This window comes from Microbacterium sp. NPDC080005, assembly GCF_040702445.1.
Lineage (GTDB): Bacteria > Actinomycetota > Actinomycetes > Actinomycetales > Microbacteriaceae > Microbacterium > Microbacterium oleivorans_D.
Genome location: NZ_JBFBLD010000001.1, coordinates 372660 through 397802 on the forward strand (window position 1 = coordinate 372660; position 25143 = coordinate 397802).

At 70.6% G+C, this 25143-nt stretch carries 31 protein-coding genes and 1 pseudogene; 19 read left to right on the top strand and 13 right to left on the bottom strand.

Features of this window, described 5'->3' with window-relative positions; translation table 11 throughout:
* Positions 1-56: 56 nt before the first annotated feature.
* From AB0259_RS01765 to AB0259_RS01775, 3 genes are read left to right on the top strand one after another with little or no spacing between them, the layout of a single operon-like run.
* The gene (locus AB0259_RS01765) at positions 57-743 is read left to right on the top strand and encodes a hypothetical protein (RefSeq protein ID WP_251580412.1); all 687 of its coding nucleotides are present in this window, start codon (positions 57-59) and stop codon (positions 741-743) included.
* Positions 743-2326, top strand: a complete 1584-nt coding sequence (locus AB0259_RS01770; RefSeq protein ID WP_251579410.1) for a DNA polymerase Y family protein — start codon at positions 743-745, stop codon at positions 2324-2326. Before AB0259_RS01765 ends, AB0259_RS01770 begins: the two co-directional genes overlap by 1 nt.
* Entirely contained in the window at positions 2326-5736 is a 3411-nt protein-coding gene (locus tag AB0259_RS01775; RefSeq protein WP_366221034.1) for an error-prone DNA polymerase, read from the top strand. The genes AB0259_RS01770 and AB0259_RS01775 overlap by 1 nt, the downstream gene beginning before the upstream one ends.
* A gap of 9 nt (positions 5737-5745) precedes the next feature.
* On the opposite strand, the gene AB0259_RS01780 is transcribed toward AB0259_RS01775, so the two are convergent.
* Both AB0259_RS01780 and AB0259_RS01785 read right to left on the bottom strand, forming a co-directional pair.
* On the bottom strand, positions 5746-6144 hold the full coding sequence (locus tag AB0259_RS01780) for a low molecular weight phosphatase family protein (RefSeq protein ID WP_366221033.1): 399 nt from the start codon (positions 6142-6144) through the stop codon (positions 5746-5748).
* An 18-nt stretch (positions 6145-6162) separates the two neighbouring features.
* Entirely contained in the window at positions 6163-6837 is a 675-nt protein-coding gene (locus tag AB0259_RS01785) for a MarR family transcriptional regulator (protein WP_366221032.1), read from the bottom strand.
* Positions 6838-6886: 49 nt separating this feature from the next.
* Between AB0259_RS01785 and AB0259_RS01790 the strand changes: the two genes are divergently transcribed.
* Together AB0259_RS01790 and AB0259_RS01795 are read left to right on the top strand one after the other, a co-directional pair.
* Positions 6887-7639: an MIP/aquaporin family protein gene (locus tag AB0259_RS01790; protein ID WP_366221030.1), complete on the top strand. Its 753-nt coding sequence runs from the start codon at positions 6887-6889 to the stop codon at positions 7637-7639.
* A 9-nt stretch (positions 7640-7648) separates the two neighbouring features.
* A complete protein-coding gene (locus AB0259_RS01795; protein ID WP_366221029.1) occupies positions 7649-9031 on the top strand; it encodes an FAD-dependent oxidoreductase in 1383 nt (460 codons plus the stop codon).
* A 21-nt stretch (positions 9032-9052) separates the two neighbouring features.
* Here AB0259_RS01795 and AB0259_RS01800 read toward each other — a convergent pair whose 3' ends face one another.
* Both AB0259_RS01800 and AB0259_RS01805 read right to left on the bottom strand, forming a co-directional pair.
* Positions 9053-10459 carry a PepSY-associated TM helix domain-containing protein gene (locus AB0259_RS01800; protein ID WP_366221028.1) on the bottom strand — a complete coding sequence of 469 codons (1407 nt, stop codon included), beginning with the start codon at positions 10457-10459 and terminating at the stop codon, positions 9053-9055.
* A gap of 105 nt (positions 10460-10564) precedes the next feature.
* Positions 10565-11161: a hypothetical protein gene (locus AB0259_RS01805; protein ID WP_366221027.1), complete on the bottom strand. Its 597-nt coding sequence runs from the start codon at positions 11159-11161 to the stop codon at positions 10565-10567.
* A 102-nt stretch (positions 11162-11263) separates the two neighbouring features.
* Between AB0259_RS01805 and AB0259_RS01810 the strand changes: the two genes are divergently transcribed.
* Together AB0259_RS01810 and AB0259_RS01815 are read left to right on the top strand one after the other, a co-directional pair.
* A complete protein-coding gene (locus AB0259_RS01810) occupies positions 11264-11548 on the top strand; it encodes a hypothetical protein (protein WP_064001545.1) in 285 nt (94 codons plus the stop codon).
* 33 nt (positions 11549-11581) lie between these two features.
* A complete protein-coding gene (locus AB0259_RS01815; protein WP_366221026.1) occupies positions 11582-11941 on the top strand; it encodes a hypothetical protein in 360 nt (119 codons plus the stop codon).
* A 66-nt stretch (positions 11942-12007) separates the two neighbouring features.
* Here AB0259_RS01815 and AB0259_RS01820 read toward each other — a convergent pair whose 3' ends face one another.
* Complete coding sequence (locus tag AB0259_RS01820) at positions 12008-12289, bottom strand: Fe-S cluster assembly protein HesB (RefSeq protein WP_366221024.1); 282 nt, start codon at positions 12287-12289, stop codon at positions 12008-12010.
* Positions 12290-12425: 136 nt separating this feature from the next.
* Between AB0259_RS01820 and AB0259_RS01825 the strand changes: the two are divergent.
* Positions 12426-12515 (top strand): annotated as a pseudogene (locus tag AB0259_RS01825) (carbon-nitrogen hydrolase family protein); the annotation flags it as partial.
* A gap of 85 nt (positions 12516-12600) precedes the next feature.
* Positions 12601-13215: a carbon-nitrogen hydrolase family protein gene (locus AB0259_RS01830; RefSeq protein ID WP_366221022.1), complete on the top strand. Its 615-nt coding sequence runs from the start codon at positions 12601-12603 to the stop codon at positions 13213-13215.
* A gap of 90 nt (positions 13216-13305) precedes the next feature.
* Here AB0259_RS01830 and AB0259_RS01835 read toward each other — a convergent pair whose 3' ends face one another.
* The gene (locus AB0259_RS01835; RefSeq protein WP_366221020.1) at positions 13306-13962 is read right to left on the bottom strand and encodes a hypothetical protein; all 657 of its coding nucleotides are present in this window, start codon (positions 13960-13962) and stop codon (positions 13306-13308) included.
* 441 nt (positions 13963-14403) lie between these two features.
* On the opposite strand from AB0259_RS01835, the gene AB0259_RS01840 reads away from it, so the two are divergent.
* From AB0259_RS01840 to AB0259_RS01870, 7 genes are all read left to right on the top strand, one after another.
* Entirely contained in the window at positions 14404-14868 is a 465-nt protein-coding gene (locus AB0259_RS01840; protein ID WP_366221018.1) for a hypothetical protein, read from the top strand.
* A 42-nt stretch (positions 14869-14910) separates the two neighbouring features.
* Positions 14911-15462 (top strand): hypothetical protein, encoded by a 552-nt coding sequence (locus AB0259_RS01845; RefSeq protein ID WP_366221017.1) that lies wholly within the window; start codon positions 14911-14913, stop codon positions 15460-15462.
* A gap of 19 nt (positions 15463-15481) precedes the next feature.
* Complete coding sequence (locus tag AB0259_RS01850; RefSeq protein ID WP_366221016.1) at positions 15482-16378, top strand: hypothetical protein; 897 nt, start codon at positions 15482-15484, stop codon at positions 16376-16378.
* Positions 16379-16535: 157 nt separating this feature from the next.
* Complete coding sequence (locus AB0259_RS01855) at positions 16536-16709, top strand: hypothetical protein (RefSeq protein ID WP_366221015.1); 174 nt, start codon at positions 16536-16538, stop codon at positions 16707-16709.
* Positions 16687-16971: a hypothetical protein gene (locus AB0259_RS01860; protein WP_366221013.1), complete on the top strand. Its 285-nt coding sequence runs from the start codon at positions 16687-16689 to the stop codon at positions 16969-16971. The genes AB0259_RS01855 and AB0259_RS01860 overlap by 23 nt, the downstream gene beginning before the upstream one ends.
* A gap of 47 nt (positions 16972-17018) precedes the next feature.
* Positions 17019-17297 carry a metalloregulator ArsR/SmtB family transcription factor gene (locus AB0259_RS01865; protein ID WP_366221012.1) on the top strand — a complete coding sequence of 93 codons (279 nt, stop codon included), beginning with the start codon at positions 17019-17021 and terminating at the stop codon, positions 17295-17297.
* On the top strand, positions 17294-17683 hold the full coding sequence (locus AB0259_RS01870; RefSeq protein WP_366221011.1) for a VOC family protein: 390 nt from the start codon (positions 17294-17296) through the stop codon (positions 17681-17683). The genes AB0259_RS01865 and AB0259_RS01870 overlap by 4 nt, the downstream gene beginning before the upstream one ends.
* 2 nt (positions 17684-17685) lie before the next feature.
* Here the strand turns inward: AB0259_RS01870 and AB0259_RS01875 are convergent, their stop codons facing one another.
* The 4 genes from AB0259_RS01875 to AB0259_RS01890 are packed head-to-tail and all read right to left on the bottom strand — an operon-like array spanning position 17686 to position 20643.
* Positions 17686-18522 (bottom strand): hypothetical protein, encoded by an 837-nt coding sequence (locus tag AB0259_RS01875; RefSeq protein WP_366221010.1) that lies wholly within the window; start codon positions 18520-18522, stop codon positions 17686-17688.
* Between the two features lie 31 nt (positions 18523-18553).
* Entirely contained in the window at positions 18554-19684 is a 1131-nt protein-coding gene (locus AB0259_RS01880) for a GDSL-type esterase/lipase family protein (RefSeq protein ID WP_366221008.1), read from the bottom strand.
* Positions 19681-20238, bottom strand: a complete 558-nt coding sequence (locus AB0259_RS01885; protein WP_366221006.1) for a WHG domain-containing protein — start codon at positions 20236-20238, stop codon at positions 19681-19683. The genes AB0259_RS01880 and AB0259_RS01885 overlap by 4 nt, the downstream gene beginning before the upstream one ends.
* A gap of 60 nt (positions 20239-20298) precedes the next feature.
* The gene (locus AB0259_RS01890; protein WP_366221005.1) at positions 20299-20643 is read right to left on the bottom strand and encodes a hypothetical protein; all 345 of its coding nucleotides are present in this window, start codon (positions 20641-20643) and stop codon (positions 20299-20301) included.
* A gap of 350 nt (positions 20644-20993) precedes the next feature.
* Here AB0259_RS01890 and AB0259_RS01895 point away from each other — a divergent pair, with 350 nt between their 5' ends.
* The 3 genes from AB0259_RS01895 (at position 20994) to AB0259_RS01905 (ending at position 22989) form a co-directional block, all read left to right on the top strand.
* Positions 20994-21704, top strand: a complete 711-nt coding sequence (locus tag AB0259_RS01895; protein ID WP_366221004.1) for a hypothetical protein — start codon at positions 20994-20996, stop codon at positions 21702-21704.
* Between the two features lie 32 nt (positions 21705-21736).
* The gene (locus AB0259_RS01900; protein ID WP_366221002.1) at positions 21737-22702 is read left to right on the top strand and encodes a PqqD family protein; all 966 of its coding nucleotides are present in this window, start codon (positions 21737-21739) and stop codon (positions 22700-22702) included.
* A gap of 68 nt (positions 22703-22770) precedes the next feature.
* Entirely contained in the window at positions 22771-22989 is a 219-nt protein-coding gene (locus AB0259_RS01905) for a hypothetical protein (RefSeq protein ID WP_366221001.1), read from the top strand.
* A 4-nt stretch (positions 22990-22993) separates the two neighbouring features.
* Here the strand turns inward: AB0259_RS01905 and AB0259_RS01910 are convergent, their stop codons facing one another.
* The 3 genes from AB0259_RS01910 to AB0259_RS01920 form a co-directional block, all read right to left on the bottom strand.
* Complete coding sequence (locus tag AB0259_RS01910) at positions 22994-23650, bottom strand: hypothetical protein (protein WP_366220999.1); 657 nt, start codon at positions 23648-23650, stop codon at positions 22994-22996.
* Between the two features lie 122 nt (positions 23651-23772).
* A complete protein-coding gene (locus tag AB0259_RS01915; RefSeq protein ID WP_251579460.1) occupies positions 23773-24270 on the bottom strand; it encodes a DUF2199 domain-containing protein in 498 nt (165 codons plus the stop codon).
* A 32-nt stretch (positions 24271-24302) separates the two neighbouring features.
* A complete protein-coding gene (locus AB0259_RS01920; protein ID WP_366220997.1) occupies positions 24303-25136 on the bottom strand; it encodes an endo alpha-1,4 polygalactosaminidase in 834 nt (277 codons plus the stop codon).
* Positions 25137-25143: the final 7 nt, after the last annotated feature.

Sequence of the window (25143 nt, forward strand, 5' to 3'; positions counted from 1 at the left end):
CTCGACCGCTTGAGTCACTCGAACAAAGCTTCTACCATGTCGAGGTGAGATCCATCGTGCGCACCACCGCCACTGCCCAAGAGGTGCAGCGGCTGCGTGCGCAGATGGCCCAGATCCAGGGGCGCAAGCTCGATGCGCCGCCTCTTCCCACCCATCCTGCCCTGGCCGAGCTGCTGCCGGGCGGCGGACTGCGCCCCGGTTCGTCGTATGCGATCGGCGGCTCGATGTCGCTGCTGTTCGGCCTGCTGGCGCAGCCGTCGCAGACCGGCAGCTGGTGCGGGGTGGTCGGGATGCCGGGGTTCGGCGCCGAGGCGGCGGAGAAGGCGGGGGTCGATCTGTCCCACCTCGTGCTGATCCCCGAGCCGGGGCCGCGCTGGCTCGCGGTGACCGCGACGATCGCCGACGTGCTGCCGGTCGTCGCGGTGCGACCCCCGGGCAGGGCGAAGGATGCCGAGATCTCGCGACTCGCGGCGCGCATGCGCGAGCGGGGGGTCGTGCTGCTCGTGCAGGGTCCGTGGCCGCAGACCGAGGCGATGATCGACGTGACGGATGCGCGGTGGTCGGGCCTCGGCGACGGGTACGGCGTGCTCGAGGGACGCGAGCTGACCGTGACGGTGACGAGCCGGCGCTTTCCGGTGCCGCGGTCGTCGCGGATGCTGCTGCCCGCTCCGGACGGTGCGATCGCGGTGCGTGAGCAGCCCGTCGCCCCCGTGGTCGACCTGCCGATGCGGGCGGTGAGCTGATGGATCCCGCGCTCGTCGACACCGGCACCGAGCCGGTCCGCAGTCTCGTCGTGTGGGTGCCGGATTGGCCGGTCGTCGCGCTCGCTCGCGAGGGGCTCGCGGACTCCGCGCAGCCGATCGCCGTCTTCGCAAAAGGGACCGTCGCGGCGACGTCGCCCGCCGCGCGCGGCGACGGGGTGCGGCGGGGGATGCGGCGCCGCGACGCGCAGGCGCGGTGCCCGCAGCTGCAGGTCGTCGACGCCGACGACGCACGCGATCACCGCACCTTCGCCCCCCTCATCGCCCGGCTCGAGGAGATCGCCCCGGGCGTGCAGTTGCGCGAGCCGGGGCTGTGCGCGCTGCGGGTGAAGGGCCCCGCCCGGTTCTACGGCGGCGAGGCGGGAGCGGCGACCGCACTGACCGGCGCGCTCGCCGAGCTCGGTGTGCTCGATGTGCGCGCGGGGGTGGGCGACGGCCCATTCACGGCGGAGCAGGCGGCGCGGGCGACCGGCGCCGATGCTCCGCTGCGGATCGTGCCGCCGGGTGCGGCGGCTGCGTTCCTGTCGCCGCTGCCGGTGACGGCGCTCGAGGACGAGGCGGTCGCGAGCCTGTTCGCGCGTCTCGGCATCCACACCCTGGGGCAGCTCGCCGCGCTGCCGCCGCAGCGGCTCGTCGAGCGGCTCGGTCCCCGCGGGGCACGGCTGCACGCGCTCGCGTCGGGGCTCGATTCGCAGCCCGTGCAGCCGCGCACGCCGCCGCCCGAGCTCGAGCGCGAGGTCAGCTTCGAGCCGCCGCTCGAGATCGCCGACCAGGTCGCGTTCGGCATCCGGCTCGCGGCGGAGCAGTTCATCTCGGGACTCGGCGCCGTCGACCTCGTCTGCACCGAGCTGCGTGTCGCGCTGACGGGCGACCGCGGCGACCACAGCGAGCGGGTGTGGCTGCATCCGGGGGCGTTCGATGCGGCGGCCGTCGTCGACCGCGTGCGCTGGCAGCTCGCCGAGCGCGGGCTCAAGAGCGCCGTCGCCAAGGTGCGGATCGCGCCCGAGAAGGTGGACGCGGCATCCCATCACGTGAAGGGGCTGTTCGGATCGGGGCCTGAGGAGCGAGTGCACTCGGCGCTCTCGCGGGTGCAGGCGATGCTCGGGCACACCGGGGTGGTCACTCCGCAGGTCGGCGGCGGGCGCTGGCTCGCCGAGCGGCAGGTGCTCGTGCCGTGGGGCGACCGTGCCGTCATCGCCGAGCGGGCGCGGCCGTGGCCGGGGAGCCTTCCCGATCCGCTGCCGGCGACCGTGTTCCCCGAGCCCGTGCCCGTCGCTGTCATCGACCGCGACGACGACATGGTCGCCGTCGACGGTCGCGGCGAGCTGACGGCCGAGCCGGTCGCGCTGATCCTCCCCGGCGCGCCGGACGCGTCGGGGGCGCGCAAGCCTCGGCATCCGCGTCGCATCGCGTCGTGGGCGGGGCCGTGGCCCGTCATGGAGCGGGGGTGGGATGCCGCACGCGCCCGTCGCGCGCACCGGTTCCAGGTCGTCGACGAGGCGCAGACGGCCTGGCTGCTCGTGTGCGAAGAGGGTGTCTGGCACGCCGAGGGCAGGTACGACTGATGGGCTGGGGCAACAACCCGTCGGTCTCGTGGTCGGAGATGGAACGGATCCTCAGCGATCGGCGCCGTCCGGAGGGTGCGCCGGCGGGCACCGACGGCGGCGACAGCCCGGCGTGGTCGCACAAGCGAGGCAAGTACCGCGCGCCCGAGATCGAGCGACCGCGCGACGTCGTGCCGTACGCCGAGCTGCACGCGCACTCGTCGTTCTCGTTCCTCGACGGGGCGTCCTCACCCGAGGACCTCGTCGAGGAGGCGGAGCGCCTCGGCCTGCACGCCCTCGCGATCACCGACCACGACGGGTTCTACGGCATCGTCCGGTTCGCCGAGGCGGCCGAGCACCTGCAGCTGCAGACCGTCTTCGGCGCCGAGCTGTCGCTCGGGCTGCCCGGTCCCCAGAACGGCGAGCCCGACCCGCATGGCCGGCATCTGCTCGTGCTCGCGCGCGGCGAGGAGGGCTACCACCGGCTCGCCGCCGCCATCACGCACGCGCAGCTGTCGGGCGGTGAGAAGGGACGCCCGGTCTATGATCTGCACGACCTCGCCGACCGGGCGGGCGGGCACTGGCAGGTGCTGACCGGATGCCGGAAGGGCGCCGTCCGGCAGGCGCTCGCCGCCGACGGGCCGGCCGCCGCGGCATACGAGCTCGACCGGCTCGTCGACCTGTTCGGGGCGGACCGGGTCGACGTCGAGCTCATCGACCAGGGGGCGCCGACCGACTCGCGCGACAACGACGTGCTCGCCGCGCTCGCCGCCGAGCGCGGGCTCCCGGTGGTCGCGACGAACAACGTGCACTACGCCGTGCCCGAGAAGGTGCACCTCGCCGCGGCGGTCGCGGCGGTGCGCGCGAACCGCGGGCTCGACGAGCTCGACGGCTGGCTGCCCTCGCACGCGAGCGCGCACCTGCGCTCGGGCGCTGAGATGGCACGGCGGTTCCGGCGGTATCCGGGGGCGGTCGAGCGGACGGTCGAGCTCGCCGACGAGCTCGCGTTCCCGCTGCGCCGCGCGAAGCCCGCGCTGCCGAAGATGCAGGTGCCCGAGGGGCACACACCGATGACGTGGCTGCGGCACCTCGTGTGGGAGGCGGTGCCCCGCAAGTACCCGGATGCCACCGAGGCGAACCGTGCGCGCATCGAGAAAGAGCTGGGCGTCATCGAGCAGAAGGACTTCCCGGGGTACTTCCTCATCGTGCACGGCATCGTGCAGGAGGCACGGCGCCGCGGCATCCTCTGCCAGGGGCGGGGATCCGCCGCGAACAGTGCCGTCTGCTACCTGCTCGACATCACGGCGATCGACTCGATTTTCTACGACCTGCCGTTCGAGCGGTTCCTGTCGGCGCTGCGCGACGAGGAGCCCGACATCGACGTCGACTTCGACTCGGACCGGCGCGAGGAGATCATCCAGTGGGTCTACGAGACCTACGGACGCGAGCGGGCGGCGCAGGTCGCGAACGTCATCCAGTACCGCCCGAAGAACGCGGTCCGCGACATGGCGAAGGCGCTGGGGCACTCGCCGGGGCAGCAGGATGCCTGGTCGAAGCAGGTCGAGCGCTGGGGAGCGGTGCTCGACACCCCGCCCGATCACGACATCCCGGAGCGGGTGGTCGAGTACGCGGGGGAGCTGTTGAAGGCGCCGCGACACCTCGGCATCCACTCCGGCGGCATGGTGCTGACGGACCGCCCGGTCGGCGAGGTCGTGCCGATCGAGCACGCCCGCATGGAGAACCGCACCGTCATCCAGTGGGACAAGGACGACGCGGCGTGGATGGGGCTCGTGAAGTTCGACCTGCTGGGGCTCGGGATGCTCGCCGCCCTGCAGTACTGCTTCGACATGATCCAGGCGGCGACGGGGGAGACCTGGTCGCTCGACACGATGCCCAAGGAAGAGGCCGCGGTCTACGACATGCTGTGCCGTGCCGACTCGATCGGGGTGTTCCAGGTCGAGTCGCGTGCGCAGATGGGACTGCTGCCCCGCCTCCAGCCGCGGAAGTTCTACGACCTCGTGGTCGAGATCGCGCTCATCCGTCCAGGGCCGATCCAGGGCGGCGCGGTGCACCCGTTCGTGCGGCGCAAGCTCGGCGACGAGCCGATCACCTACGCGCACCCGAAGCTCAAGCCGGTGCTGGAGCGGACGCTCGGCATCCCGGTGTTCCAGGAGCAGCTCATGCAGATGGGCATGGCCGTCGGCGATCTGTCGGGGGAGGATGCCGACCTGCTGCGCCGCGCGATGGGGTCGAAGCGCGGCATCGAGCGGATCGACTCGCTGAAGAAGAAGCTGTACGAGGGGATGGCGCGCAACAACCTCACGGGCAAGGCCGCCGACGACATCTACGTGAAGATCCAGGCGTTCGCGAACTTCGGCTTCGCCGAGAGCCACTCGCTGTCGTTCGGGCTGCTCGTGTATGCGTCGTCGTGGCTGAAGCTGCACTACCCGGCGGCGTTCCTCGCCGCGCTGCTGCGTGCGCAGCCGATGGGTTTCTACTCGCCCGCGACCCTGACCGCCGACGCGCGTCGGCACGGGGTGGAGGTGCGCCGCCCTGACCTGCACGCCTCGGGGGTGGATGCCGGGCTTGAGCCGGTGGGTGCGGGCGACACGCACCGCCGCGCCCCGACCGGCCGGGACGCGTGCACCGACCGCATCCAGCCGCCCGTGCCCGAGTTCGACCGGTCGCTGCCGGACGAGTCGGCGGCGCACCGACGGGACGGGAACGTCGCGGTGCGGCTGGGGCTTGCGTCGATCACGGGGATCGGCGTGCCGTTGGCGACGAGAATCGTGACGGAGCGCGAGGCATCCGGTCCGTACCGGGATCTGCGCGACCTCGTGCGGCGGACGGGCGCGACGGCGGCGCAGCTCGAAGCACTTGCGACGGCGGGCGCGTTCGAAAGCCTCGGGATCACGCGACGCGAGGGCATCTGGTTGGCGGGGGATGCCGCGCAGGACCGCCAGGAGTTCCTCGAAGGCTCGCTCGTGTCGGTGCAGCCGCCGCTGTTCCCCGACCAGTCGAGCTACGACGTGCTCGCCGCGGACCTGTGGGCGACGGGGGTGTCGGCCGACGACCACCCGCTGACGCACTACCGCTCGCAGCTCGACGCGCGCGGGGTGATCACCTCACGCGGGATGCGCGAGCACGAGGTCGGGCGGCGCATCGAGGTTGCGGGTCTGGTGACGCACCGGCAACGGCCGGCGACGGCATCCGGGATCACGTTCCTGAACCTCGAGGACGAGCACGGCGTCATGAACGTCATCTGCTCGGTCGGAGTGTGGAACAGGTACCGCCGCATCCTGCGCGACAGTCCCGCCCTGATCGCGCGCGGCATGCTCGAGCGCTCGCCCGAGGGGGTGACGAACCTCGTCGCCGACGGGTTCGAGGACCTGCGGGTCGGGGTGCAGCACCGGTCGCGCGACTTCCGGTGAGCGGCGCACCTAGCGGGACAGGAGCTCCGCGTGGATCCTCTGCGCCACCGCTTCGCGGAGGGGGCGCACCGCATCGACGTCCCACGCCTCGGGGTTCGGGAACGACCACTCCAGGACCTCGCCCCGCGGGGCGGAGGGCAGCGCCAGCCCCGGCTTCATGAGCACGACGATGTCGGCCTCGTCGAGGTCGGCGGGCGCGACCGCCCGCGGCACGCGTGCCGAGATGTCCACGCCCAGCTCGGCGAGCGAGGCCGCGACCGCGTCGTTCACCTCGCTCGCGGGGGAGAGTCCTGCCGACGTCGCGGTGAACCGGTCGCCCGCGAGCTCCTCGAGAAGGGCGGCGCCCAGTTGCGAACGGCCGGCGTTGTGCTGGCAGATGAACAGGACGGTGGGGGCTGTGGTGCTCATGCTGTCTTTCGGGTCGGGTCAGCTCGCGGCGAGCCGGGGGGCGAGTTCGGTGATGCGACGTTCGAGCTCGTCGTAGGCGTGGTCGAACGCGTCGTCCGTCCCCACTCGCACCGGGTCGGGGATGGACCAGTGCAGGTCGCCCGCGACGTCGAGCTCCTCGTGCGCGTTGTCACACACGGTGACGACGAAGTCCGTTTTGGCGAGAACCGCATCGAGGGATCGGGGCTCCGCGTCCTGCAGGGGGAGGGCGTGCCGCGCGGCGACCGCCGCGGCCCCGGGAGCGATCTGATCGGCCGGGTGTGTCCCGCCGGATGCGGCGGGGATGCTGCTGCGCTCGGCCCACAGCGCGGCGGCGAGCTGGGATCGCGCGGAGTTGGCGGTGCACACGAACACCACCCGACTCGCCCGCGCCGTGCGCCCCGGGGTCAGCCCGGTGAGCGCGGTCGGGGTGAGGCGGACGTAGTTGCGTCGGCGGTCGCCTTCGGAGCGGGATCGCGTCACCATGCCGAGGGATTCCAGCACCTGCAGGTGGTGGGCGACCAGATTGGAGGGCAGGCCGAGCGCGACGCCGATCTCCGTCGGGGAGAGGTCGCTCAGCGTGAGCAGGTCGACGATCCGCAGGCGCGACGCATCCCCGAGGGCGGCATGGCGTGCGGCTCGCTCGGTTAGCTCTCGGTTTTGCTCAACATTCATTGACTCAATCTTGACTGAACTACCGTGATCGGGTCAAGATGATCTCGCCATGAACGTCGCCTCAGCCGTCGCCTCCCGCCCGCACCTGCTTCGTCGGGTCCTCGCGGAGTTCGTCGGCACCGCACTTCTCGTGACCGTCGTCGTCGGTTCGGGGATCGCGGCGCAGCGCCTGTCGCCCGGCGACGTCGGCCTGCAACTCCTCGAGAACAGCCTGACCACCGCGCTCGGGTTGGCCGTGCTCATCCTGATGCTCGGCCCCGTGTCGGGAGCGCATTTCAACCCGGTCGTCACACTGGCGGACTGGTTCCTGGGCCGCCGCGCGGGCACCGGGCTGCCGCTCGGTACGGCCGGCTCGTACATCGCTGCGCAGATCGTCGGCGGCATCAGCGGAGCCCTCCTCGCCGGTGTCATGTTCGACGTGGCGCCCGCCTTCTCTCAGAACGACCGGGCGACGGGTGGGCACCTCGTGGGCGAGGTGGTCGCCACGGCTGGGCTCGTGCTGCTCATCTTCGCGCTGGCGCGAAGCTCGACAGCTCCCGTGACCGCCGCGGCGGTCGGCGCCTACATCGGCGCGGCGTACTGGTTCACCAGCTCGACCTCGTTCGCCAACCCGGCCGTGACGATCGCCCGCATGTTCACCGACACCTTCGCCGGGATCGCGCCGGGCGCTGTGCCGCCCTTCGTCCTGGCGCAGGCGCTCGGCGCTGCTCTCGGCATCGCGCTGCTGCTGGCGCTGTACCCGACCGCGCGCCGCACAGCCGGCGACGCCGTCGTCCCCACCCAGCCCGACACCACCCCCTGAGAGGCACCCATGCACCTTGTCGCCATCGGCGGAAGCGACGCCGGCATCTCCACCGCCCTTCGCGCGCGCGAGCTCGACCCGTCGGTCGAGGTGACCGTCGTCGTGGCCGACGCCTATCCGAACTTCTCGATCTGCGGCATCCCGTACTACTTCTCGCGCGAGGTGCAGCCGTGGCAGTCCCTTGCGCACCGCACCCACGCCGATCTCGAGGCGACCGGCATGAACCTGCGGCTCGACACCCGTGCCACCGCGATCGACGTCGACGGTCGCCGGCTCACGGTGCGCGACGCGTCGGGCGCGGAGTCGACGATTCCCTACGACGCCCTCGTGGTGGGTACCGGCGCGTCCCCGTCGACGGCCGGCATCGCGGGGATCGACGAGCTCGGTCCCGACGACGGCGTCCACCTGCTGCACTCCATGGGTGACACGTTCGCTCTCGAGCGCTACCTCGACGAGCACGAGCCCCAGTCGGCGATCATCGTCGGCGCGGGCTACGTCGGACTCGAGATGGCCGAGGCGCTCACCGTCCGCGGGCTCCATGTCACACAGCTGCAGCGCGGACCCGAGGTCCTGTCGACGCTCAATCCCGAGCTCGGCGCGCTCGTGCGCGACGAGCTCACGCGTCACGGCGTCGAGGTCCACACCGACACCCGCGTCGAGGCCGTGCGCCGGGAGGACGGCCGCCTGACGGTGAGTGGCTCCCGTCGGGGCGCGCCCGTGATGCACTCCGCGGACCTCGTCCTCGTGGTCGTCGGGGTCCGTCCCAACACCGACCTGCTGACGGACGCGGGCGCCGCCACCGGTGCGGGCGGCGCGGTCGTCGTCGACGAACGGATGCGGACCGGTCTGCCGAACGTCTGGGCGGCCGGGGACGGGGTCGTGACGCACCACCGGCTGCTGGGCGTGACCTACCTTCCGCTCGGAACCACCTCGCACAAACAGGGGCGCGTCGCGGGCGAGAACGCGATCGGCGGCGATGCGCAGTTCGCGGGGAGCCTCGGGACCCAGGTCGTCAAGGTCTTCGATCTCGTGGCGGCACGGACGGGACTGCGGGATGTCGAGGCGTCCGCCGCCGGGTATCAGCCGCTCAGTCACACCGCCGTGGCGGACGATCACAAGCGCTACTACCCGGGGGCCACGCCCATCAGCATCCGCATCACCGGCGATGATCGGGACGGCCGCCTGCTGGGCGCGCAGCTGGTGGGGACGCGGGGCGCCGAGATCTCGAAGCGCGTCGACACCTACGCGACCGCGCTGCACCACGGCATGGGTATTGCGGCGATGAGCGAGCTGGATCTGTCCTACACGCCGCCGCTGGGGTCGCCGTGGGACGCCGTGCAGATGGCGACCCAGGCCTGGGAGAAGCAGGCCCGCGAGGCGCTCGCCGTCTGACGGGCGCCCCGCGGTGCTGCGTCAGTGCGTCGCCGCGCGCCGCCGCTGCGCCGCGTCGACCGCGACGTCGATCACGACGAATGCGGCGAGCGTCCAGCCGACGAGGGGCAGCGCGAGGCCGAGGAGCACCCCGCCGACGACGACGGCGGCGACACCCCACCAGGGCGCGCCGTCGAGGACACCGCGGCGGGGCCGCATCCCGACCCTCGCGGTCTTCGTCGGGCGGCGCTTCACCCACATCGCGTAGCCGAGCACGACCATGCCGGCGATGCCGACGGCGAGCAGCAGCATGACGATCTGGTTGGCGAGGCCGAACATCGTGCCCATGTGGATCGAGACACCCCACGACGCCAGCTTCGCCGGCAGGGAGAAGTCGGCGAAGTCCACCCGGTCGACCGGCTGCAGCGTCGCTCCGTCGATCGCCACGGCGTCGAGGTGACCCGGGAAGCCGCGGTCGATCTCCTGCACCTTCCACGCCTGGTCCGCAGCCGCCGGCGGCGTGATCTGCACGAGTCCGGTGTCGATGTTCACCTGCTGCGCCGCCGCGAGCACGTCGTCGAAGAGCGCCGAGTCCACCGCAAGAGCAGCGGATGCCGCGCCGTGAGCCGCGTGCTCGTCCTGCGCGGTCTCGGCACCGAGGCTGGTCGACACCGCGGGCGTCCCCCAGTCGAGTGCCGCGCGCAGGTCGGTCACGTTCTGCCCGCCGTAGGTCGACCAGGTGATGCCCGTCGCCGAGAGGAACACCGCACCGAGCGCGACCCAGATCCCGACTGAGGTGTGCCAGCTGAACAGGCGGCGGTACCCGGTGAGCTTCCGCGACGGCCGCACGAAGTCCTTCTTCGCCCGGGCCTTCCGGATGCGCATCACCCAGAGGATGACGCCCGCCACGACGACGATCCCGAGCCACGACGCCGCGAGCTCGCTGTACAGACGACCCGGCTCGCCGAGTCCGAGGTTGCGGTGGAACGTGCTGATCGCGGTGCGCAACGGGAGCGATCCGCTCGTGCCGTAGACGGTCTCGTCGCCGAGGATCTCGCCCGTGCCCGGGTCGACGAACACGGCGCGCGACTCGCTCGCGCCGAGCCCGTCCTGCGCGAACATCACCCGGGTCGTGTCGCCCGGTTCCGGGGCGGGACGGACGGCCGACAGCGTCGCCGCGTCGCCGACGTGCGCCTCGGCGATCTCGACCTGCTCGCCGAGCGTGAGCTGCGTGTCGGTCACCGGTGCGTGCAGCTGGCGCCCGTAGACGGCCTGCTCGATCGTCGGCGCGATCGCATAGAGCGCGCCGCTGAGGGCGGCGACGAGGATGAACGGACCGACGAGGATGCCGGCGTAGAAGTGCAGGCGTACGAGCAGCGCGCCGAACCAGGCGGGGCGGGACGCGGGTCGGGGAGGGGAGGACGGAGGGGTGGGAAGGGTGGCGGTCATGATCGCTTTCAGACGAAGAAGGATGCCGAGGCGGCAGGGGAGCGCGCCGAGGGGCGGCGCGGCGCGCCGCGGCATCCGTCGTCGAAAGCGGGGAGGCGGCGCGTGTCAGATCGTCCGCGCGCGCGGGGGTCCGCGTCGGGCGGGAACCCGGAGCACGACCGAGCGCAGCACCGGCGCGACGCCGGGCGCGGTGGGAAGGGTGGGCCGGTCGACGGCGCCGAGGGGGAGGACGGCGGCGAGGATGCGGCGGCGCGCCCACTGTGCGAGGTCCGCCGCGACGGCGAGCAGGCGCTGGGCGGCGCGCTCGCCGCGGTGCAGCACGGCGACGGTGAGGAGGGCGGCGACGCCGTGCATGACCCACATGAGGGGATCGGCGGGCATCGAGGCGGTGGAGGCCACGGCATCCGTCATCGGCAGCAGGTGATGCGCGTGCGTCGCGCCCGACGGGGTCACGGCGCCGAGGACGAACAGGGTGTGGAACAGCACCTGGCTCGCCGCGACCGCGGGCGCGAGTCGCCCGAGCGACAGGCGGCGCCCGGCGAGGGCGGTGCAGACGGCGATCGAGAGGATGAGCGGAACCGTGATGCCGAGCCATCCCGGCATCTGCCCGCCGGCCGCGACGTGCGAGAGGAGCGCCGCCCAGGTGGCCACGGATGCCGCGACTCCGCCGCGCGCGACGCGGGAGAGACGGGACGGGCGCACGGGTCCATCATCGCAGGAGTGTTCCCGTCGGGATTGCAACCCCTGGGATCACCGCGGTCAGCGCACGTAGCGTGAGGGTACGCTCAACGGTCGGAGGCCACCATGTCGAACCAGGCACAACGGAACGCAGCGATGCAGCGCAAGCAGATGGGCTCGGGTGCGTTCATCGCTATCTTCATCAGCCTCGTGTTCCTCGTCGTGGCGGCGGGCTTCGCGATCCTCGGCGTCCTGTTCATCACCAACCCGATGCCGGTAATCGTGCTGGGCGTGCTGATGCTGATCGGAGCCGTCGTCCTGCTGGCGACGAGCGGCGCCTGCATCGTTGCAAGTGTGCAGGCGATCGCGCGTCCGGCGAAGGCGAAAGCGCGCGTCGACCGCATGGCGTGACGCCGCGCACCCGATCGATGCGAGGATCGGCGGATGCTGTCTGATGTGCTCGAGTTCCTCTTCGAGGCGGTCGGGGGCGTCCGAGAAGCGCTGCGTGGCCCCCGCTTCATCCACAGTCGGTTCCGGCTGATCGACGGCGCCGCGGGTGGGATGGTGCGCGGCGAGGAGATCGCCGCGGAAGCGATCGTGGACCACCGCAGCATCACGCTGGGGGACCTCGAGCTAAGGGGTGTCGCTGTCTCGTCGCAGTCGCTGCGCATCTCGTATCTCGACGACATCGACCAGCGCGCGCAGGTCGTGCGGGTCGAGTTCGACGGCGGCGCGGGGGAGTGGACGATTCCGGCATCCGTGGATCGGCGGAGACTCCGCAAGCGGATCGGCGCCTCGCTCTGAGATCCGCGCCCCGAACGCACGAGAGCCCCGAACCGACCGGTCCGGGGCTCTCGGGAAATCTGGGGGTCAGACGGCCTGCGCGAGGGCGAAGCCGACGGAGCCGTCCTCCTCGAGACGGGCGTCGAGGACGCGGTCGCCGAGCGCGACGCTCGCGGCCTGGTCGACGAACACTCGCGCGCCGTCGCTTTCGACGACGGTGTCGCCCTCGACGGGCTCGGGCGCGAGGGAGAGGGCGTACCCGTTCTGCGGGTCTGCAGCCTCGGCGATGCGGAGTCCACCGGTCTCGGTGGGGATCTGCGAGGCGAGGCTCTTGACGGCGGTGCTGGCGTTCTCGGTGAGAGTGAGCATGGTGCTCCCTTCCGTGGATTGCGTGCGTGGGCGGGCCACGATTCCGAGAATCCGCCCGTCCTGCAACCGCTGACACACCTTGCCGCGGCACTCACACGGTTTACGGAGGTTCGTCGCCCGCTGGGAGGATGGCGGTATGCCGCTCCGTGTCGCCGCCGTCCAAGCCGAATCCGTCCCGGGCGCGGTCGAGCGCAATGTCGCCGTCGCGGCGCAGTTCGTGCGACAGGCGGCATCCGAGCGGGTCGGGCTGATCGTGTTTCCCGAGGCGTTCCCGACCGGCTACGACGCGGGTGTTCGCGGGAGCGCTGCCGATGGCGGACGACCTGAGCTGGCTCGAGCCGATGCAGCGTGCGTCGGACGAGACGGGTGTCGTCGCGGTCGTCAACGCCGCTCTCGACCACGGCACGCATCGGTCGCTGTCGAATGTGCTCGTCACGCCGGGCGCAGGGACGGCAGTCGTCTACGCGAAACAGCACCTGCACGCCGAGGAGCGCGCGGTATTCACCGCGGGGGAGCACGGCTTCTCGTTCGGGGTCGACGACGCCGAGGTGGCCATGTCGGTCTGCTACGACGCGAACTTCCCGGAGCACGCGGCGGCGGCCGCGGCATCCGGTGCGGACGTCTACGTGAACAGTGGCGCCTACTTCATCGGCGGCGAGCACCGGCGCGACCTGCACTACGCCGCGCGAGCGCTCGACAACGGCGTGTACGTCGTGTTCGCCGGGCTCGTCGGCGGCGGGTTCATCGGCGGGTCGGCCGTGTTCGATCCGCTCGGATGCCGCATCGCCGCGGTCGAGGGACATGAGGGTCTCGCGATCGCGGACATCGACCCCGAGGTGCTGGCCGAGGTGCGGTCGCAGCAGCGCATGTGGACCGATCGCCGCGCCGACCTCGGCCCGCGGCTGCGAGCGACGGCTGTCGGGTAACGCAAGGGATCATTCGCCCTGGGGACTGCAGATGGCGAGAAGTGAGCGGAGGCCGAAGCAACCGCCCGGCCTCCGCTCACCTCTGCGACGTCACTTGATCGCGACGAAGATCTTGTCCGCGATCATGCCCGGGCTGATCGCCAGGACGCCATCGACAGGCGCCGGCACCTGAATGGTGCGATTGCCGGTTGCCGAGGCTCCCTCGAAGAGCGGGCTCAAGGAATCGAGCTCGTCCGGACCCACGACGAGCTTTTCGAATGCGTCGACGGTGACACCGTCTGCCGTCACATAGTCAATCCCGACGAAGGCGGGGGACTGACCGTCGGGGTCATCGCCCGTGTACGTGATCGTCACGTTGACCGAAATGTAGACGGTTCCTTCGTCGGCGGGCTCGTTGAACTCGTTTTCCGCAGCGACCTCTTCGGTGGCGTCGAGATCGACGCTGTTGACGACGGCAGTCCACTCCTCGCCCTCGATCGGCGCACCCAGAGGTGCGGGGTTGGCGCGAGTTCCGAGCTCGTCGCCCGCGGCTTGGCCAGCGTCCGCCGGCTGCTCCTCGTCGGCTTCCTCGACGACAGTCGAGTCGCCGACCGATGATTCGGCGCCGCCGAAGGAGTCGTTGAAAGCTGTGGCCACCACGGTCACGAACACGATCACGCCGATGATCGTGCCGACGATCGAGACGATGATCGCCGTGATGGCCTGCCACTTGGGCTTGCCGGACATGAAAAGTCCCACGATGCCCATGATGAATCCGACGGGCAGCAGGATCCATCCGACGATGAGAGCGCCCGGGATGCAGGCGAAGATGAAGCCGACTGCCGCAACGACGAGGGCGATGATGCCGACCGTGTTGCGCCCCTTCTTGGCAGGTGCCTGCTGCATCGGCTGAGGAGCGGGAGCAGGTGCTCCCTGATAGGGCGGCGGAGTAGTGGTCATGAGAACCCCCAGGTGGTGCGGTGGAGCAGCACGGCGCATCGGATGCGGGCTGGACCCCCGTCCGCCACGCGTGCCATGTGAGTCTTCCAACCTATCTCATAGGGAAGACACACCGTCGTCACAGGTTGGGAACGAAGCAGCCGCGGCTGCGCCCGACGGCGGCGGGCTGACTCACGATCATCCGACCGGCGTACGCGGATCATCACGCGGGCCGATTCCGCCCGGCGGCGCAGCGGCTTGGCTGGAGTCATGTCCCACCGCACCGCATCGTCTTCGTCCCGTCGTCTTCGTCTCGCCGCTGCCGCCGGCCTCGTCGTCCCTCTCCTGGCCCTCACCCTCGCCGCGTGCAATCCGATGGACATGCTCGAGAAGGTGCACTCCGAGGAGTTCGGCAGTCGCGCCGACGCCGAGAAGGGCTGGGTCGGTGTCGCCATGCCCGAGTGGATCCCCGCGGATGCCGAGAAGATCAAGAACACCGCGACGAGCAACGAGACCAACTCCGTCATCGCCGTCGAGGGCGGCAGCGCCCCGGAGGGGTGCGAGAAGAAGGAGCGACTGGCGCTGCCGTTCGACAGCCGTTACGGCGAGTTGGGCGAGCCGCTCCCGACAGAGGTGTTCGCGTGCGAGCCGTACGAGGTCGTGCAGACCGAGACCGGCTGGCTCGGCTGGTTCAACGCGCGCGAGGAGAACCAGACCCCCGACGATCTCCGGTGAGACACTGGAGCCTCGATCTCTCGGGAGGCAACCATGGCTCGGATGAGGATGCGTGCGGCCGGCGCCTGCACCGGAGCGCTCGCCGTCGCAGCGCTGCTGCTCGCGGGCTGCGCACCCGAGCCCGTGCCGTCGCCGACGGCGTCCCTCTCTTCGCCGGCACCGACCGCGTCGGCTCCGTCCCCGACGGTCTCGGCTCCGGCCTCCCCCTCGCCGAGCGCGACCTCGACACCGACGCCGGACGGTCCGCCGGCGACGCGTCCCGTCGAGCCGCCGACCGGCACCGACCCGGATGCCGCCGGGATGACCGGCGCGCAGGCCGGGGAGCTCTGCGCCGCCGAGCAGCGGAACGGACTCGGCGCCGGCGACACGCAGGTCGGCGAGCCGACGACCTACGAGCGGACCGTCGAACCGACCTGGTACGTGACGATCCTCGCCGAGAACGAGTTCGGGCAGTACTACCAGGAGTGCGTGCTGGGCGGCTCCACCGACGCCCCGGACTGGTCGGTCGTGCAGCAGACGCCGAAGGACGAGCTGACGAAGGTTCATATAGAGCACATGCGCACCGAGAACGAGGGGTTCGACGAGGATCACTGATCCCCGGCTACGGTGAGGCATGGCCATCACCGTTTTTCCGCCGCGCGACTTCGCCCTCGAGGGGCAGCGCTGCCGCGTGCACGTGTACGACGTCGTCACGGGCACAGATCGCATCGTGTTCGAAACCGACGACATCCTGCTTGAGGCGCCGAATTGGGCGCCGGAGGGTCTGCTGCTGAACGGCGCAGGAAAGCTGTGGTCGCTCGAAGCGGATGCCGAGGCGGGTGACATCAGCGAAGTGCCGCTCACCGGCATCCCGCCCATCAACAACGACCACGTGCTGGTGCGGGGGACGGGCGACATCCTGCTGTCGGCGAACGACGGCCAGATCTACCGGGCGCCGCGGACCGGGGGAGAGGGTGTGCGGATCACGAATCCGGACGACCCGTTCATGCACTTCTTGCACGGGGTGAGCCCGGATGCCGCGTGGATCGCGTACACGGCGCTGTCGATCGACGACGGTCGGGTGCTGTCGGCCGACCTGCGCACGGCGCGGATCGACGGGTCGGAGGACGAGCCGCTGACGACGGACGAGGTCGCCGACGGCAGCGAGTGGGCGCCCGACGGGTCGTGGATCTACGTGAACACCGAGCGCTTCTCCGAGACGCCGGGTCACGCGCAGATCGCGCGGATGCGCCGTGACCGTTCGCAGGTCGAGCAGCTGACGTTCGACGACCGCGTGAACTGGTTCCCGCATCCGTCGCCGACCGGGCGGGATGCCGTGTACATCAGCTTCCCGCCGGGGACGCAGGGCCACCCGGCTGATCTCGAGGTCGAGCTGCGGCTGGTGCGGAACGGGCACTGGGGTCATCCCGAGACCATCGCGACGGTGTTCGGTGGGCAGGGCACGATCAACGTGAACAGCTGGACCTCGGACGGGTCGCGATTCGCGTACGTCGACTATCCCGTGGGGTGACGCATCCGGCAACCGTGCTGTTTTCGTTACCCGCGACGGTTCGGCCGGATGAAAGGCTGACGGTGTCGAGAGTTTCGGGGGATGGAATGGCAGTGGTGAGTGCGCGCCTGCGTGCGCGGGTCGTCGGAGTGCTGGCGCTGGGCGGCCTGCTGACGGGATGTACCGCGACCGCCACGCCGACGGCGTCGCCGTCCGCGACGACGGAGGTGTCGCCGGCGCCGACGGAGGTGTCGCCGGCGCCGAGCCCGGCAGTCTCACCCGAGTCGTCGCCGTCACCGACTCCGGATCCGACGGGGGATGCGGCGGCTATGAGCGAGTCCGAGGCGGCTGACGTGTGCAAGCAGTGGCACCTCTCCGAGCCCATCGGGGAGACGACCGTGCAGACGGGGGAGCCGGTGGCGCTTGAGCGGTACGACCGGCCCGAGTGGTACGTCTACATCCCGGCCGAGAACGAGTTCGGCCCGCTGTACCAGCAGTGCGTAGTCGGCGGGACGGCGGCGGAGCCGACGTTCCTGATGGTCAGCGAGACGTCGACCGATGACTTCGACCAGGTGATCGAGGATATGCGGTCGGCCGATCTCGAGGGCTACTGAATCGAGCGTTCTTGATAGGCAAGTGACTACTTGCCTATGCTTGCGGCATGGGCGACGTCTACAAGGCTCTCGCCGACGAGACGCGTCGGATGATCCTCGACGAGCTCGCTGAGCGCGACGAGCAGACGCTGTTCGAGCTGTGCGTGCGTCTGGCCGAGCGCGGTGTGACGCCGACCCGGCAGGCGGTATCGCAGCACCTGGCCGTCCTCGAAGAGGCGGGTCTCGTGCACAGCGAGCGTCGCGGCAAGTTCAAGTTCCACACCATCGACACCCGGCCGCTCGCGCAGATCGCGGAACGCTGGCCCCGTCCGTCAGGAGAATCATGAAGATCCAGACCGTCAGCGTGTTCGTCGACGATCAGCAGCGCGCGCTCGAGTTCTACACCGAGAAGCTCGGCTTCACGGTCGCCGCCGACGTCCCGATGGGGGAGTTCCGTTGGCTGACCGTCGTCGACCCGGCCTCGCCCGACGGCACGCAGCTGTCGCTCGAGCCGAAGGGGCACCCCGCGGTGGTGCCGTTCACCGACGCGCTGCTCGAGGACGGCATCCCGTTCTTCGTCCTCGGCGTCGACGACGTGCCGGCCGAGTACGACCGGCTACGGGGGCTCGGTGTCGAGTTCACGCAGGCGCCGATCGATCACGGACCGGTGACGACCGCGGTGTTCAGCGACACGGTCGGGAACCTGCTGCAGCTCGCGGCGTTCAAGGGCTGAGGTCACTCGGCCGGCGGAGCGCCGGTGTCGATCTCGAGGTACTGCGGCTGCAGCGGGATGACGTCGCCCGGGTGGATGACCGGGGGCTCGGCGGCCCACTCGCCTGTCAGTGAGGTCAGGTAGTACAGGTCGAAGCAGAAGCGGTCGCGGATGCTGCGCCAGTTGTCGTTCGCCGCGACGGTGTAGTCGATGAGGGTGCCGTCGGCGTCGGAGCGGCTCGTGCCCTTGGCGCCGTAGGCGACGCCGGTGTCGAGCGGCGCGCCGGTGACGTTCGCGCGGGAGACGGGGGAGTTGTACTCGATCGGCTCCCAATCGATGGACGCGACGATCGGATGACCGCTTCCGTCGGCCGGGCAGGCCGGGAAGAGGTAGCCCGACGCGCGGCGGGCGTCGGCGAAAGACTCCTTCTGCAGGGCGATGTGCTCGCCCGCGATGAGGGTAGTGGCGTTCGGATCGTAGATCTCGTAGAGCTCCTCGAGGTCGAGGCAGAACCGGTTCGCGATGCCCTGCAGGGTGTCGTTCGCAGCGAGCACGTAGATCGTGGCGAGTCCGTCGTCGTCGCGCTCGTACACCGCGCCGTCGGCGCCAGTGCGATGACCGGTGTCGGCCCGTTCCGGTGAGGCGGCGCAGGTCTCTCGGACCTTCTCCTGCTCCGCTCTCGCTTCGTTCGACACCCCGGCGACCGCCTCCGCCTCAGCCGGCGCGGCGGGCGATTCCTCGACTGGCTCCGACGTATCGACCGTGCAGCCCGCGAGACCGGTCGCCAGGATCGCGAAGAGGGCGACGGTCGCCCGAGCGGATGCCGGGCGCCGAGGTGGCGTGTTTCGCGCGGCGCTCATCCCCGCACGCTATCGGCCGGCGGGGCGATCCTCAAACGTTTCGAAGAACGCGACTCGCGAAGCGCTTGCCGATGAGGCGTTGCGCTTCGGGGCTCGGGTGGAGGCGGTCGGGGAGCGGGTGGGTGGCGGCATCCGCTTCGCCGTAGAGGGCGAGGCCGTCGACGAGGTGCAGGTGCGGGTCGTCGCGGTGCGCGTGGACGTCGGCGAGGGCGTCGCGGATGACGCGGAGCGTGAGGCGTCCGCCGGCGGTGTCGCCGGGGGTTCCGGCCGCGCCGAAGAGCAGGGTGCCGGTGGCGAAGGACTCGGGCTCGATGGTGCCGGGGCCGGGGGTGTCTTCGTGGATGCCGCACCAGATCGGCGTGATGAGGTGCAGGGGCGTGTCGGGGTGGCCGTCGCGGATCGTGTCGAGGAAGCCGTGCACCGCCGGCACGAACGCGCGCAGCCGCATGGCGTCAGCGTTGACGACGTTGATGCCGAGCGCGACGCTGATGACGTCGGCGGGGGTGTCGCGGATGACGCGGGCCATGAACGGGTCGACCTGGGCGCTGCCGCCGACGCCGAGGTTGCGCAGGTCGAGTCCGGCGCGGCGGGCGGCGAGCGAGGCCCAGGTGGCGCTCGGCTGCGTCGCGTTGGAGCCCTGGCTGATCGAGCTGCCGTGGTGCACCCAGCGCGGACGCTCGGTCGTGTCGGGGGAGGCCGGTGCGTCGGCGCGCAGCGCGATGAGCTCGATCGTCTCGTTGTGCGGCAGCCAGAGCTCGACGAGCTTGTCGCGCGGGTCGAGTCCGTCGACGGTGATGCGCTGCGCAGGTCCTTCGATGAGCTGGCGGATGCCGGTGGCCGGATCGGTGTCGAGCGTGTCGCCGCCGTCGAGCTCGACACTGTCATGCAGGGCGCCGTCGATGCGGACGTCGACGCGTCCGCGCGGGCGGGAGAGCCCGCGCAGGGTGGCGCGCGTCGAGTGCAGATCGAGCTCGAGGCGGGATGTCGCGGTGCGCACCGCGATGCGGGCGCCGGCGGGCTGCGCCTCGACGCCGAGGAGTTGCGGCTCGGGGTACTGGGTGCGGACCCACGCGGGTAGGCGGTGCGGGCGCAGGCCGCGGCTGGTGGGTTCGAGCTCGGCGAGTCCGCGGACGGTCGTGGTGTCGAGGGTGATGTCGATCATGCGGGGTCCTTCGGAGTCCAGGTGCGGAGCGCGCGGTCGAGGGCGTCGAGGGCGCGGTTCCAGGAGGCGTCGGTGGCTTCGTCGCGGTGGGCGAAGGACGAAGCGGCTTCGAGGGCGAGGTAGCCCGCGATGGTGGCGCTCGCAAAGCGCACCGCGTGGACGGTCTCGCTCTCGGGCAGGGCGTAGTCGTCGAGTGATCCGACGACGAGCGCAGAGATGCGGGATGCCGCCGGCTCGGTGATCTCGTTGCGCTCGACCGGCTGTGAAATCATCGCCCAGCGCGCCGGGTGCGCGAAGGCGTAGGCGCGCTGCGCGTTCGCGAGGTCGCGGAGGGTGGGGGCGTCGCCGATGGTGTTGGCGAGATCGTGGAAGACGGCGGACTGGACGGCGCTGCGGAGCGCGGCGAGGTCGCGGACGTGCGCATACAGGCTTGCAGTCTGCACGCCGACGCGGCGGGCGAGCGCCGACATGGACAGCGCGTCGGGTCCGTCGGCGTCGACGAGGTCGAGCGCCGCTCGGGTGAGGGCATCGGGGGAGAGGTTCGCGCGGGGCACGAGGAGTTAACCTACACCCTTTAGGTTTAGTCTTCGACCCGTAGCCTGAGGCGATGTTCCTCAGCCGGAGAGCTCGGTCGGCCACATCTCGCCGCCAGTATCGCGGGCCCAGCGATAACAGCCTTTGGAGTTCTCCTCGAGGTAGTACCCGTCGACGCCGCCATCGATGAAGGAGACATTCCGGCTGACGATGGAGATCGTGCCGTCTTCGCGGACCCAGTCGTCGTACTTGCCGAAGGAACCAGGGTCGACGTCTTTGATTCGCGAGAGGTACTCGATCGCGCGCGGCTCGTCGGCTTCGCGGTAGTAGGCGTACCAGGCGCCGTGCAGATTGGCGCACCACCACCACTTCTCCGCCGTCTCGGCACCCTGGAGACCTGCGGGGAAGCTGTAACCGTCGGGCATCGGCCGATCGAACGATGCAACGGCGTCCGTGTAAGCGTCATGTGCCGTGGACGCCTCAGAGGGCGCCGGTGTTACCGGACTCGAGGTCGTGGCCGACGGTGGAACAGCGACGACGGGGTCTTCCGCCCCGTTGAGAAGCGACACCGTGAACGCGGTCACCGACACGATCGCCACCAAACCTGCAGTCGCCAAAGCTGCGACTTTCACCCCCGTGCGCACACTGCACGCTAACCCGGCCCGCCGGAACGCGGCAATTCGGCCTCACCGCTTCGCCGCCGAACTGTGACCCCTCGCTCGACTCGTGCGCGCTACCTTCAGCGGAAGGGGATCATTCGGGCGAAGGGGCACGCATGGCCGGCAGCAGGTTGTGGTGGCAGCGGGTCGCGGTGACGGTCGGGGCGGTGCTGGGTCTGCTCGCCATTGGCGCCCCCGCTGCGTCCGCTGCCCAAGGCGACATGCCCCCCGACGTCACCGCCGCGTTCTCGATGGACACCGCGGTCGCGCTCGGTTCAGACGAGGCGAGCGGCCTTGGACTTCTGGCGGATGCGGCATCCTTCGGCACCGTGCATCGGGTGCACGCGTGGAGCTCGTCGCTGATCGCGGGGGAGGCGGGCGACCCGGTGTCGGCGATGGACGAGTGGGTGGCGCCGGTCCTGTCCGAGTCGGGTGAGGCTGTCGGTGTCTACCGAGTGTGGCGTGAGACGCCGGACTCCGACGCCACGTTCGCCGGAGTCGACGGCGATGCCGCGACCGCCGCAGCGCTCGCCGAGGTCGCTGCCGGCACGACGGTAATCCAAGACCCGACGATCGCCGCCTGGTACACGCTCGATGCCGGGATGGTGACGCCCGTGGGTTCCGCGCGGTTCGACGACGTCCGGGTGCCGACGCCGATCGATCGGGTGGCGGAGATCGTGTCGGCGCGGTTCGCGCAGAACGTGCGGGATGCCGCGCCTCCGGTGGGTCTCTCGTACGAGAGCTGGATATGGGCCGGCATCGCGCTGCTGGTGGTGGCGGCGGTCGGGGTCGGCTTCGTGGTGCGGCGGCGTCGCCTGCCGGCGTGAGGGAGGGATAGCGCGCGTGGGAGCATGACGGCATGGATCCTGAGGATGAGCTGCCGCGACTCCACCATCACGCCGTCGACCCCGCTGCGCTCGAGGGTGAGGGTGAACCGTTCGTCGACCTCGTGCGCCGGTGCGGTGCCGACCCGATTCCGGTGCCGGTGGCGCAGGGGTGGCGGATCCTTCGGCAACACGAGTCGAGCGCCGTCATCGGCGCTCCGGCGGACGCTGACCGTCAGACGTGGTGGGTGGGTACCGTCCACGAGGGCGAGAGCGTCTGGGCCGAGGAAAGCCCCGCGCGGCTTCGCGGAAGCTACGCCGAGCGGCGGCGCGGTCTGGCGCTGCGGTGGCCGGCAGGTCAGCGGACGGATGCCGGGCCCGACGGCTTCGCGATCGACATCGTCAATGAGGGCGAACGGCGGTGGGAACCCGAGGGCGACACGTTCCACGTCGTCGGTGCGGTGGCGGGGCCGGAAGAGTCGCGAACGATGATGATGTGGATGGCGACCTCCGGGACGCCGGCGGTGGCGCTCGATCCCGGTGAGTACGCGCGAGTGGCGGTCGTGATCGAGGAGGACCGGTGGGCGCGGGCCGTGCCAGGCGCCGCGACGCTGCATGCGTTACTGGTTCCCCTGCAGGTGGCGGCCGAGCCGCTGCCGATCACCGTCACCGCCGCATCCATCGACGCGGTGCAACGGACCGATACCTGGGCTCACACGGGGTGGTCGTTGCGGGAAATGGTGCAGGAGCTCCGGCAGCAGCGGGCGGTGTCGGATGCCGCATCCCGCCTCGTGGACATCGCCACCGCCCTCGACGGTACGACGACCGAGGATGAGGCGGTCGACGCGATAGCGTCGCGGCTCGACGTCGATGTTGCGGATGCAGAGGCGATCTTCAACGCATTCCTGCGGGACCTGCACCCGGCCTCGGCGGACGACCGACGAGAGCGGATCCTCGATGTGGAACGGACGATCGAGTGGCAACGCAGCGTCGTCGACTGATTCCGTCCCGCGGGGGAGGTGCTGCGATCGTCGCCAGGCCTAGCCTCGGAGCGCGGAAGGAGTGAACCATGACGAAAGAGAAGGCGGACGTACCTGTCGCGGTCTGGTACTTCATCGGAGCGACGTTCGCCGGAGTGGCGCCGGTGCTGTTCTTCAACTTCGCGGAGTGGTGGGTGAAGCTGCTGTTCATCCCCGTGGCGCTCGGTCTGATCGTGGCCGGGTTCGTGCAGCTACGACGCGAGACCGGGTGGGGCAAGAGCGAGGGCGATCAGCCTCCGACGGGATGACGCGTCAGGACTGCCCGGCCTTCCAGGGGAACGGGTTGAAGATGAAGTTCGGCTGCAGGGTGAAGTCACCCTGGCGCATGCCGCTGTAGACGCCGTCGTACCAGTCCTCTGGCGACGTGCCTGCGTAGTTGTTCGGGAACGCGTCCGACAGATAGGCATCGCGGATGACGTCGAGGTAGCCGAGGGCGGCATCCTCATCTCCCCGGCCGAAGGCGGCGCGTGCGGCGTCGACGTTGGCGTACTCGAAGTAGCTCCAGATGCGGTTGGCGGTGACGACCTCGGCCCAGTTCGGCCCGTCTTCGGGGCGGTCGTAATAGCCCGGGTCGACGGGGAAGGAGTACCCGGCGGGGAGCGGGAAGGGGAACGCCGTCGCCGCGGCGCGGTAGTACTCGAGGATGCCGTCGAGGTCGCGGTGCAGCATGTGGTGCGGGTTCGCCTGCATGTAGGTCTCGGCATACTCCGCGGGGGAGACCGGCTCGGAGGGGAGGCCCTCCCAGTAGGGGGCGTGGTGGCCGGCGGTGTCGGCTGACTCGGGCGATGCGGGGGTCGCGGCAGGCTTCTCGCTCGTCGCGACGATCTCCATTGCCGAGCACGCCGTGAGCGATCCCGCCGTGAGTAGCACCGTGGTAGCGAGGGTAAGGGTCGTCGAGGGGCGGCGCATGGGGGCAGTCTGGCAGACGGGGCGGTGGGGTGCATCGCCCGATGAGGTGAAGGCGGGCGGACCCCGTTTGGCAAGGCGACGGATGGCATCGGCGTCCTGAGAGAATGGCGCGCGAAGGACCGTCAGCTGGGCAGTGCGTCCAGCACCGTCCGGTGATCCCACGTCGCGTGCAAAACGTGGGCAAGTTCAGGGTCCGGGCTCGACGTGCATTCCGGTAGCGCATTCTCGTCTCGCGCCTCGACACGGACCGCCCGCCCTCCGAGCCCGAAGGGCGGGATATCGTTTGCGAGGATGCCGTCGATGGCGAGGCTGGCGTAGCCCGGCTCCCACCACGTGTCGTAGGCATGCCTTAGATCTTCTTGCCGCACCGCCACCCAGACGCCGAAGGTGACGGAGTACCCGTCGGTCAGCTGCACGGTGAGGAGCGCGCGCAGGAAGCATCCGACGTGTTGAACCATGAGGAACGTGGACCGCATCGGGTCGCCGTCAACCAATCCCCACGTGTCGTCGGCGTGCTCCGAGCCGGGGCGCGCGAGTACCGGGTCGGGAAGGCGGAAGCGGATGTTCCGGTCGTGCTCATCGAGTTCATGACCGCAGTGGGCGCACACGTGCTCGATCATCAGGCCTGCAACCGGAAGTTCATGGCAGGAGGCTAGCGCGACTCCGAGCTTCCGTCGCAGGTCTCGAACACATACGCAGAGTCATCCGGCGTGACGAGGTCCCGATCCCGCAGGACGACGGATGCCGGTGTCTCCGGGTCGGCACAGACCTCGTCCCACGAGCGGGGGAGGTTGTCGGTGTACTCGATGACGAGGACGTGATCGCCGTAGACCTCGGTGTAGGCGGAGCACTCCTTGTAGGCCGCGCACTCCTCCACGACGGCGAAGTCGAAGCCGGCGCGCGAGCGGAGGAGCGAGGCATCCTCGGCGGCGTTCTTCTGACCGGCTGCGAGACCGACGTCGTGGGCAGTGTCGACGAGCAGGGTCGCGAGGCCGAGCGCGTCGTCGCGGGTGAGGGCGCCGTCGGTGCGGGTGTAGGTGTCGAGGTTGTCGAACTCGACGGCGTCGAACCCGTCGGACGCGCAGTCGCGAATCCACGGTCCGACGATCTTCGCGATCTCGTCCGCCTTGCGAGTGTCGAGGATGACCTCGTCCGGCCAGTCCGGGTCGATGACCGGCTCGCCGTCGTCATCGCGTAGGAGGAGATCGTCGGGCCATGCGTCGAGTTCGCCCGGCTGCGTCTGGAAGCCGTTGACGTAGCAGACGGAGTAGAGGTCGTCGACGGATGCCGCGGCCCGGTCGCGCACCACGATGTCGACGCCGTCGGGTGGGTCGTACGCTCCGCCGAGCTGGTAGTCGAGCTGGCCTCCGACGGGCGGCAGCTGTGGTCCGGCGGGCGGGTCGTGTGGTGGCGGTTCCTGGCCGGCGCATCCGGTGAGCAGCAGCGCGGTCGCGGCGAGCAGGGGGAGTTTTCGCCGGACGGTCATGTCGCGA

Excerpts from the sequence above, each read along its gene's own strand:
- AB0259_RS01770 (WP_251579410.1), top strand. The coding sequence starts at position 743 with ATGGATCCCGCGCTCGTCGACACCGGCACCGAGCCGGTCCGCAGTCTC.
- AB0259_RS01775 (WP_366221034.1), top strand. The coding sequence starts at position 2,326 with ATGGGCTGGGGCAACAACCCGTCGGTCTCGTGGTCGGAGATGGAACGG.
- AB0259_RS01780 (WP_366221033.1), bottom strand. The coding sequence starts at position 6,144 with ATGAGCACCACAGCCCCCACCGTCCTGTTCATCTGCCAGCACAACGCC.
- AB0259_RS01785 (WP_366221032.1), bottom strand. The coding sequence starts at position 6,837 with ATGAATGTTGAGCAAAACCGAGAGCTAACCGAGCGAGCCGCACGCCAT.
- AB0259_RS01790 (WP_366221030.1), top strand. The coding sequence starts at position 6,887 with ATGAACGTCGCCTCAGCCGTCGCCTCCCGCCCGCACCTGCTTCGTCGG.
- AB0259_RS01795 (WP_366221029.1), top strand. The coding sequence starts at position 7,649 with ATGCACCTTGTCGCCATCGGCGGAAGCGACGCCGGCATCTCCACCGCC.
- AB0259_RS01800 (WP_366221028.1), bottom strand. The coding sequence starts at position 10,459 with ATGACCGCCACCCTTCCCACCCCTCCGTCCTCCCCTCCCCGACCCGCG.
- AB0259_RS01810 (WP_064001545.1), top strand. The coding sequence starts at position 11,264 with ATGTCGAACCAGGCACAACGGAACGCAGCGATGCAGCGCAAGCAGATG.
- AB0259_RS01815 (WP_366221026.1), top strand. The coding sequence starts at position 11,582 with ATGCTGTCTGATGTGCTCGAGTTCCTCTTCGAGGCGGTCGGGGGCGTC.
- AB0259_RS01820 (WP_366221024.1), bottom strand. The coding sequence starts at position 12,289 with ATGCTCACTCTCACCGAGAACGCCAGCACCGCCGTCAAGAGCCTCGCC.
- AB0259_RS01830 (WP_366221022.1), top strand. The coding sequence starts at position 12,601 with ATGGCGGACGACCTGAGCTGGCTCGAGCCGATGCAGCGTGCGTCGGAC.
- AB0259_RS01835 (WP_366221020.1), bottom strand. The coding sequence starts at position 13,962 with ATGGGCATCGTGGGACTTTTCATGTCCGGCAAGCCCAAGTGGCAGGCC.
- AB0259_RS01840 (WP_366221018.1), top strand. The coding sequence starts at position 14,404 with ATGTCCCACCGCACCGCATCGTCTTCGTCCCGTCGTCTTCGTCTCGCC.
- AB0259_RS01845 (WP_366221017.1), top strand. The coding sequence starts at position 14,911 with ATGAGGATGCGTGCGGCCGGCGCCTGCACCGGAGCGCTCGCCGTCGCA.
- AB0259_RS01850 (WP_366221016.1), top strand. The coding sequence starts at position 15,482 with ATGGCCATCACCGTTTTTCCGCCGCGCGACTTCGCCCTCGAGGGGCAG.
- AB0259_RS01855 (WP_366221015.1), top strand. The coding sequence starts at position 16,536 with ATGTACCGCGACCGCCACGCCGACGGCGTCGCCGTCCGCGACGACGGA.
- AB0259_RS01860 (WP_366221013.1), top strand. The coding sequence starts at position 16,687 with ATGAGCGAGTCCGAGGCGGCTGACGTGTGCAAGCAGTGGCACCTCTCC.
- AB0259_RS01865 (WP_366221012.1), top strand. The coding sequence starts at position 17,019 with ATGGGCGACGTCTACAAGGCTCTCGCCGACGAGACGCGTCGGATGATC.
- AB0259_RS01870 (WP_366221011.1), top strand. The coding sequence starts at position 17,294 with ATGAAGATCCAGACCGTCAGCGTGTTCGTCGACGATCAGCAGCGCGCG.
- AB0259_RS01875 (WP_366221010.1), bottom strand. The coding sequence starts at position 18,522 with ATGAGCGCCGCGCGAAACACGCCACCTCGGCGCCCGGCATCCGCTCGG.
- AB0259_RS01880 (WP_366221008.1), bottom strand. The coding sequence starts at position 19,684 with ATGATCGACATCACCCTCGACACCACGACCGTCCGCGGACTCGCCGAG.
- AB0259_RS01890 (WP_366221005.1), bottom strand. The coding sequence starts at position 20,643 with ATGCCCGACGGTTACAGCTTCCCCGCAGGTCTCCAGGGTGCCGAGACG.
- AB0259_RS01895 (WP_366221004.1), top strand. The coding sequence starts at position 20,994 with ATGGCCGGCAGCAGGTTGTGGTGGCAGCGGGTCGCGGTGACGGTCGGG.
- AB0259_RS01900 (WP_366221002.1), top strand. The coding sequence starts at position 21,737 with ATGGATCCTGAGGATGAGCTGCCGCGACTCCACCATCACGCCGTCGAC.
- AB0259_RS01905 (WP_366221001.1), top strand. The coding sequence starts at position 22,771 with ATGACGAAAGAGAAGGCGGACGTACCTGTCGCGGTCTGGTACTTCATC.
- AB0259_RS01910 (WP_366220999.1), bottom strand. The coding sequence starts at position 23,650 with ATGCGCCGCCCCTCGACGACCCTTACCCTCGCTACCACGGTGCTACTC.
- AB0259_RS01915 (WP_251579460.1), bottom strand. The coding sequence starts at position 24,270 with ATGATCGAGCACGTGTGCGCCCACTGCGGTCATGAACTCGATGAGCAC.
- AB0259_RS01920 (WP_366220997.1), bottom strand. The coding sequence starts at position 25,136 with ATGACCGTCCGGCGAAAACTCCCCCTGCTCGCCGCGACCGCGCTGCTG.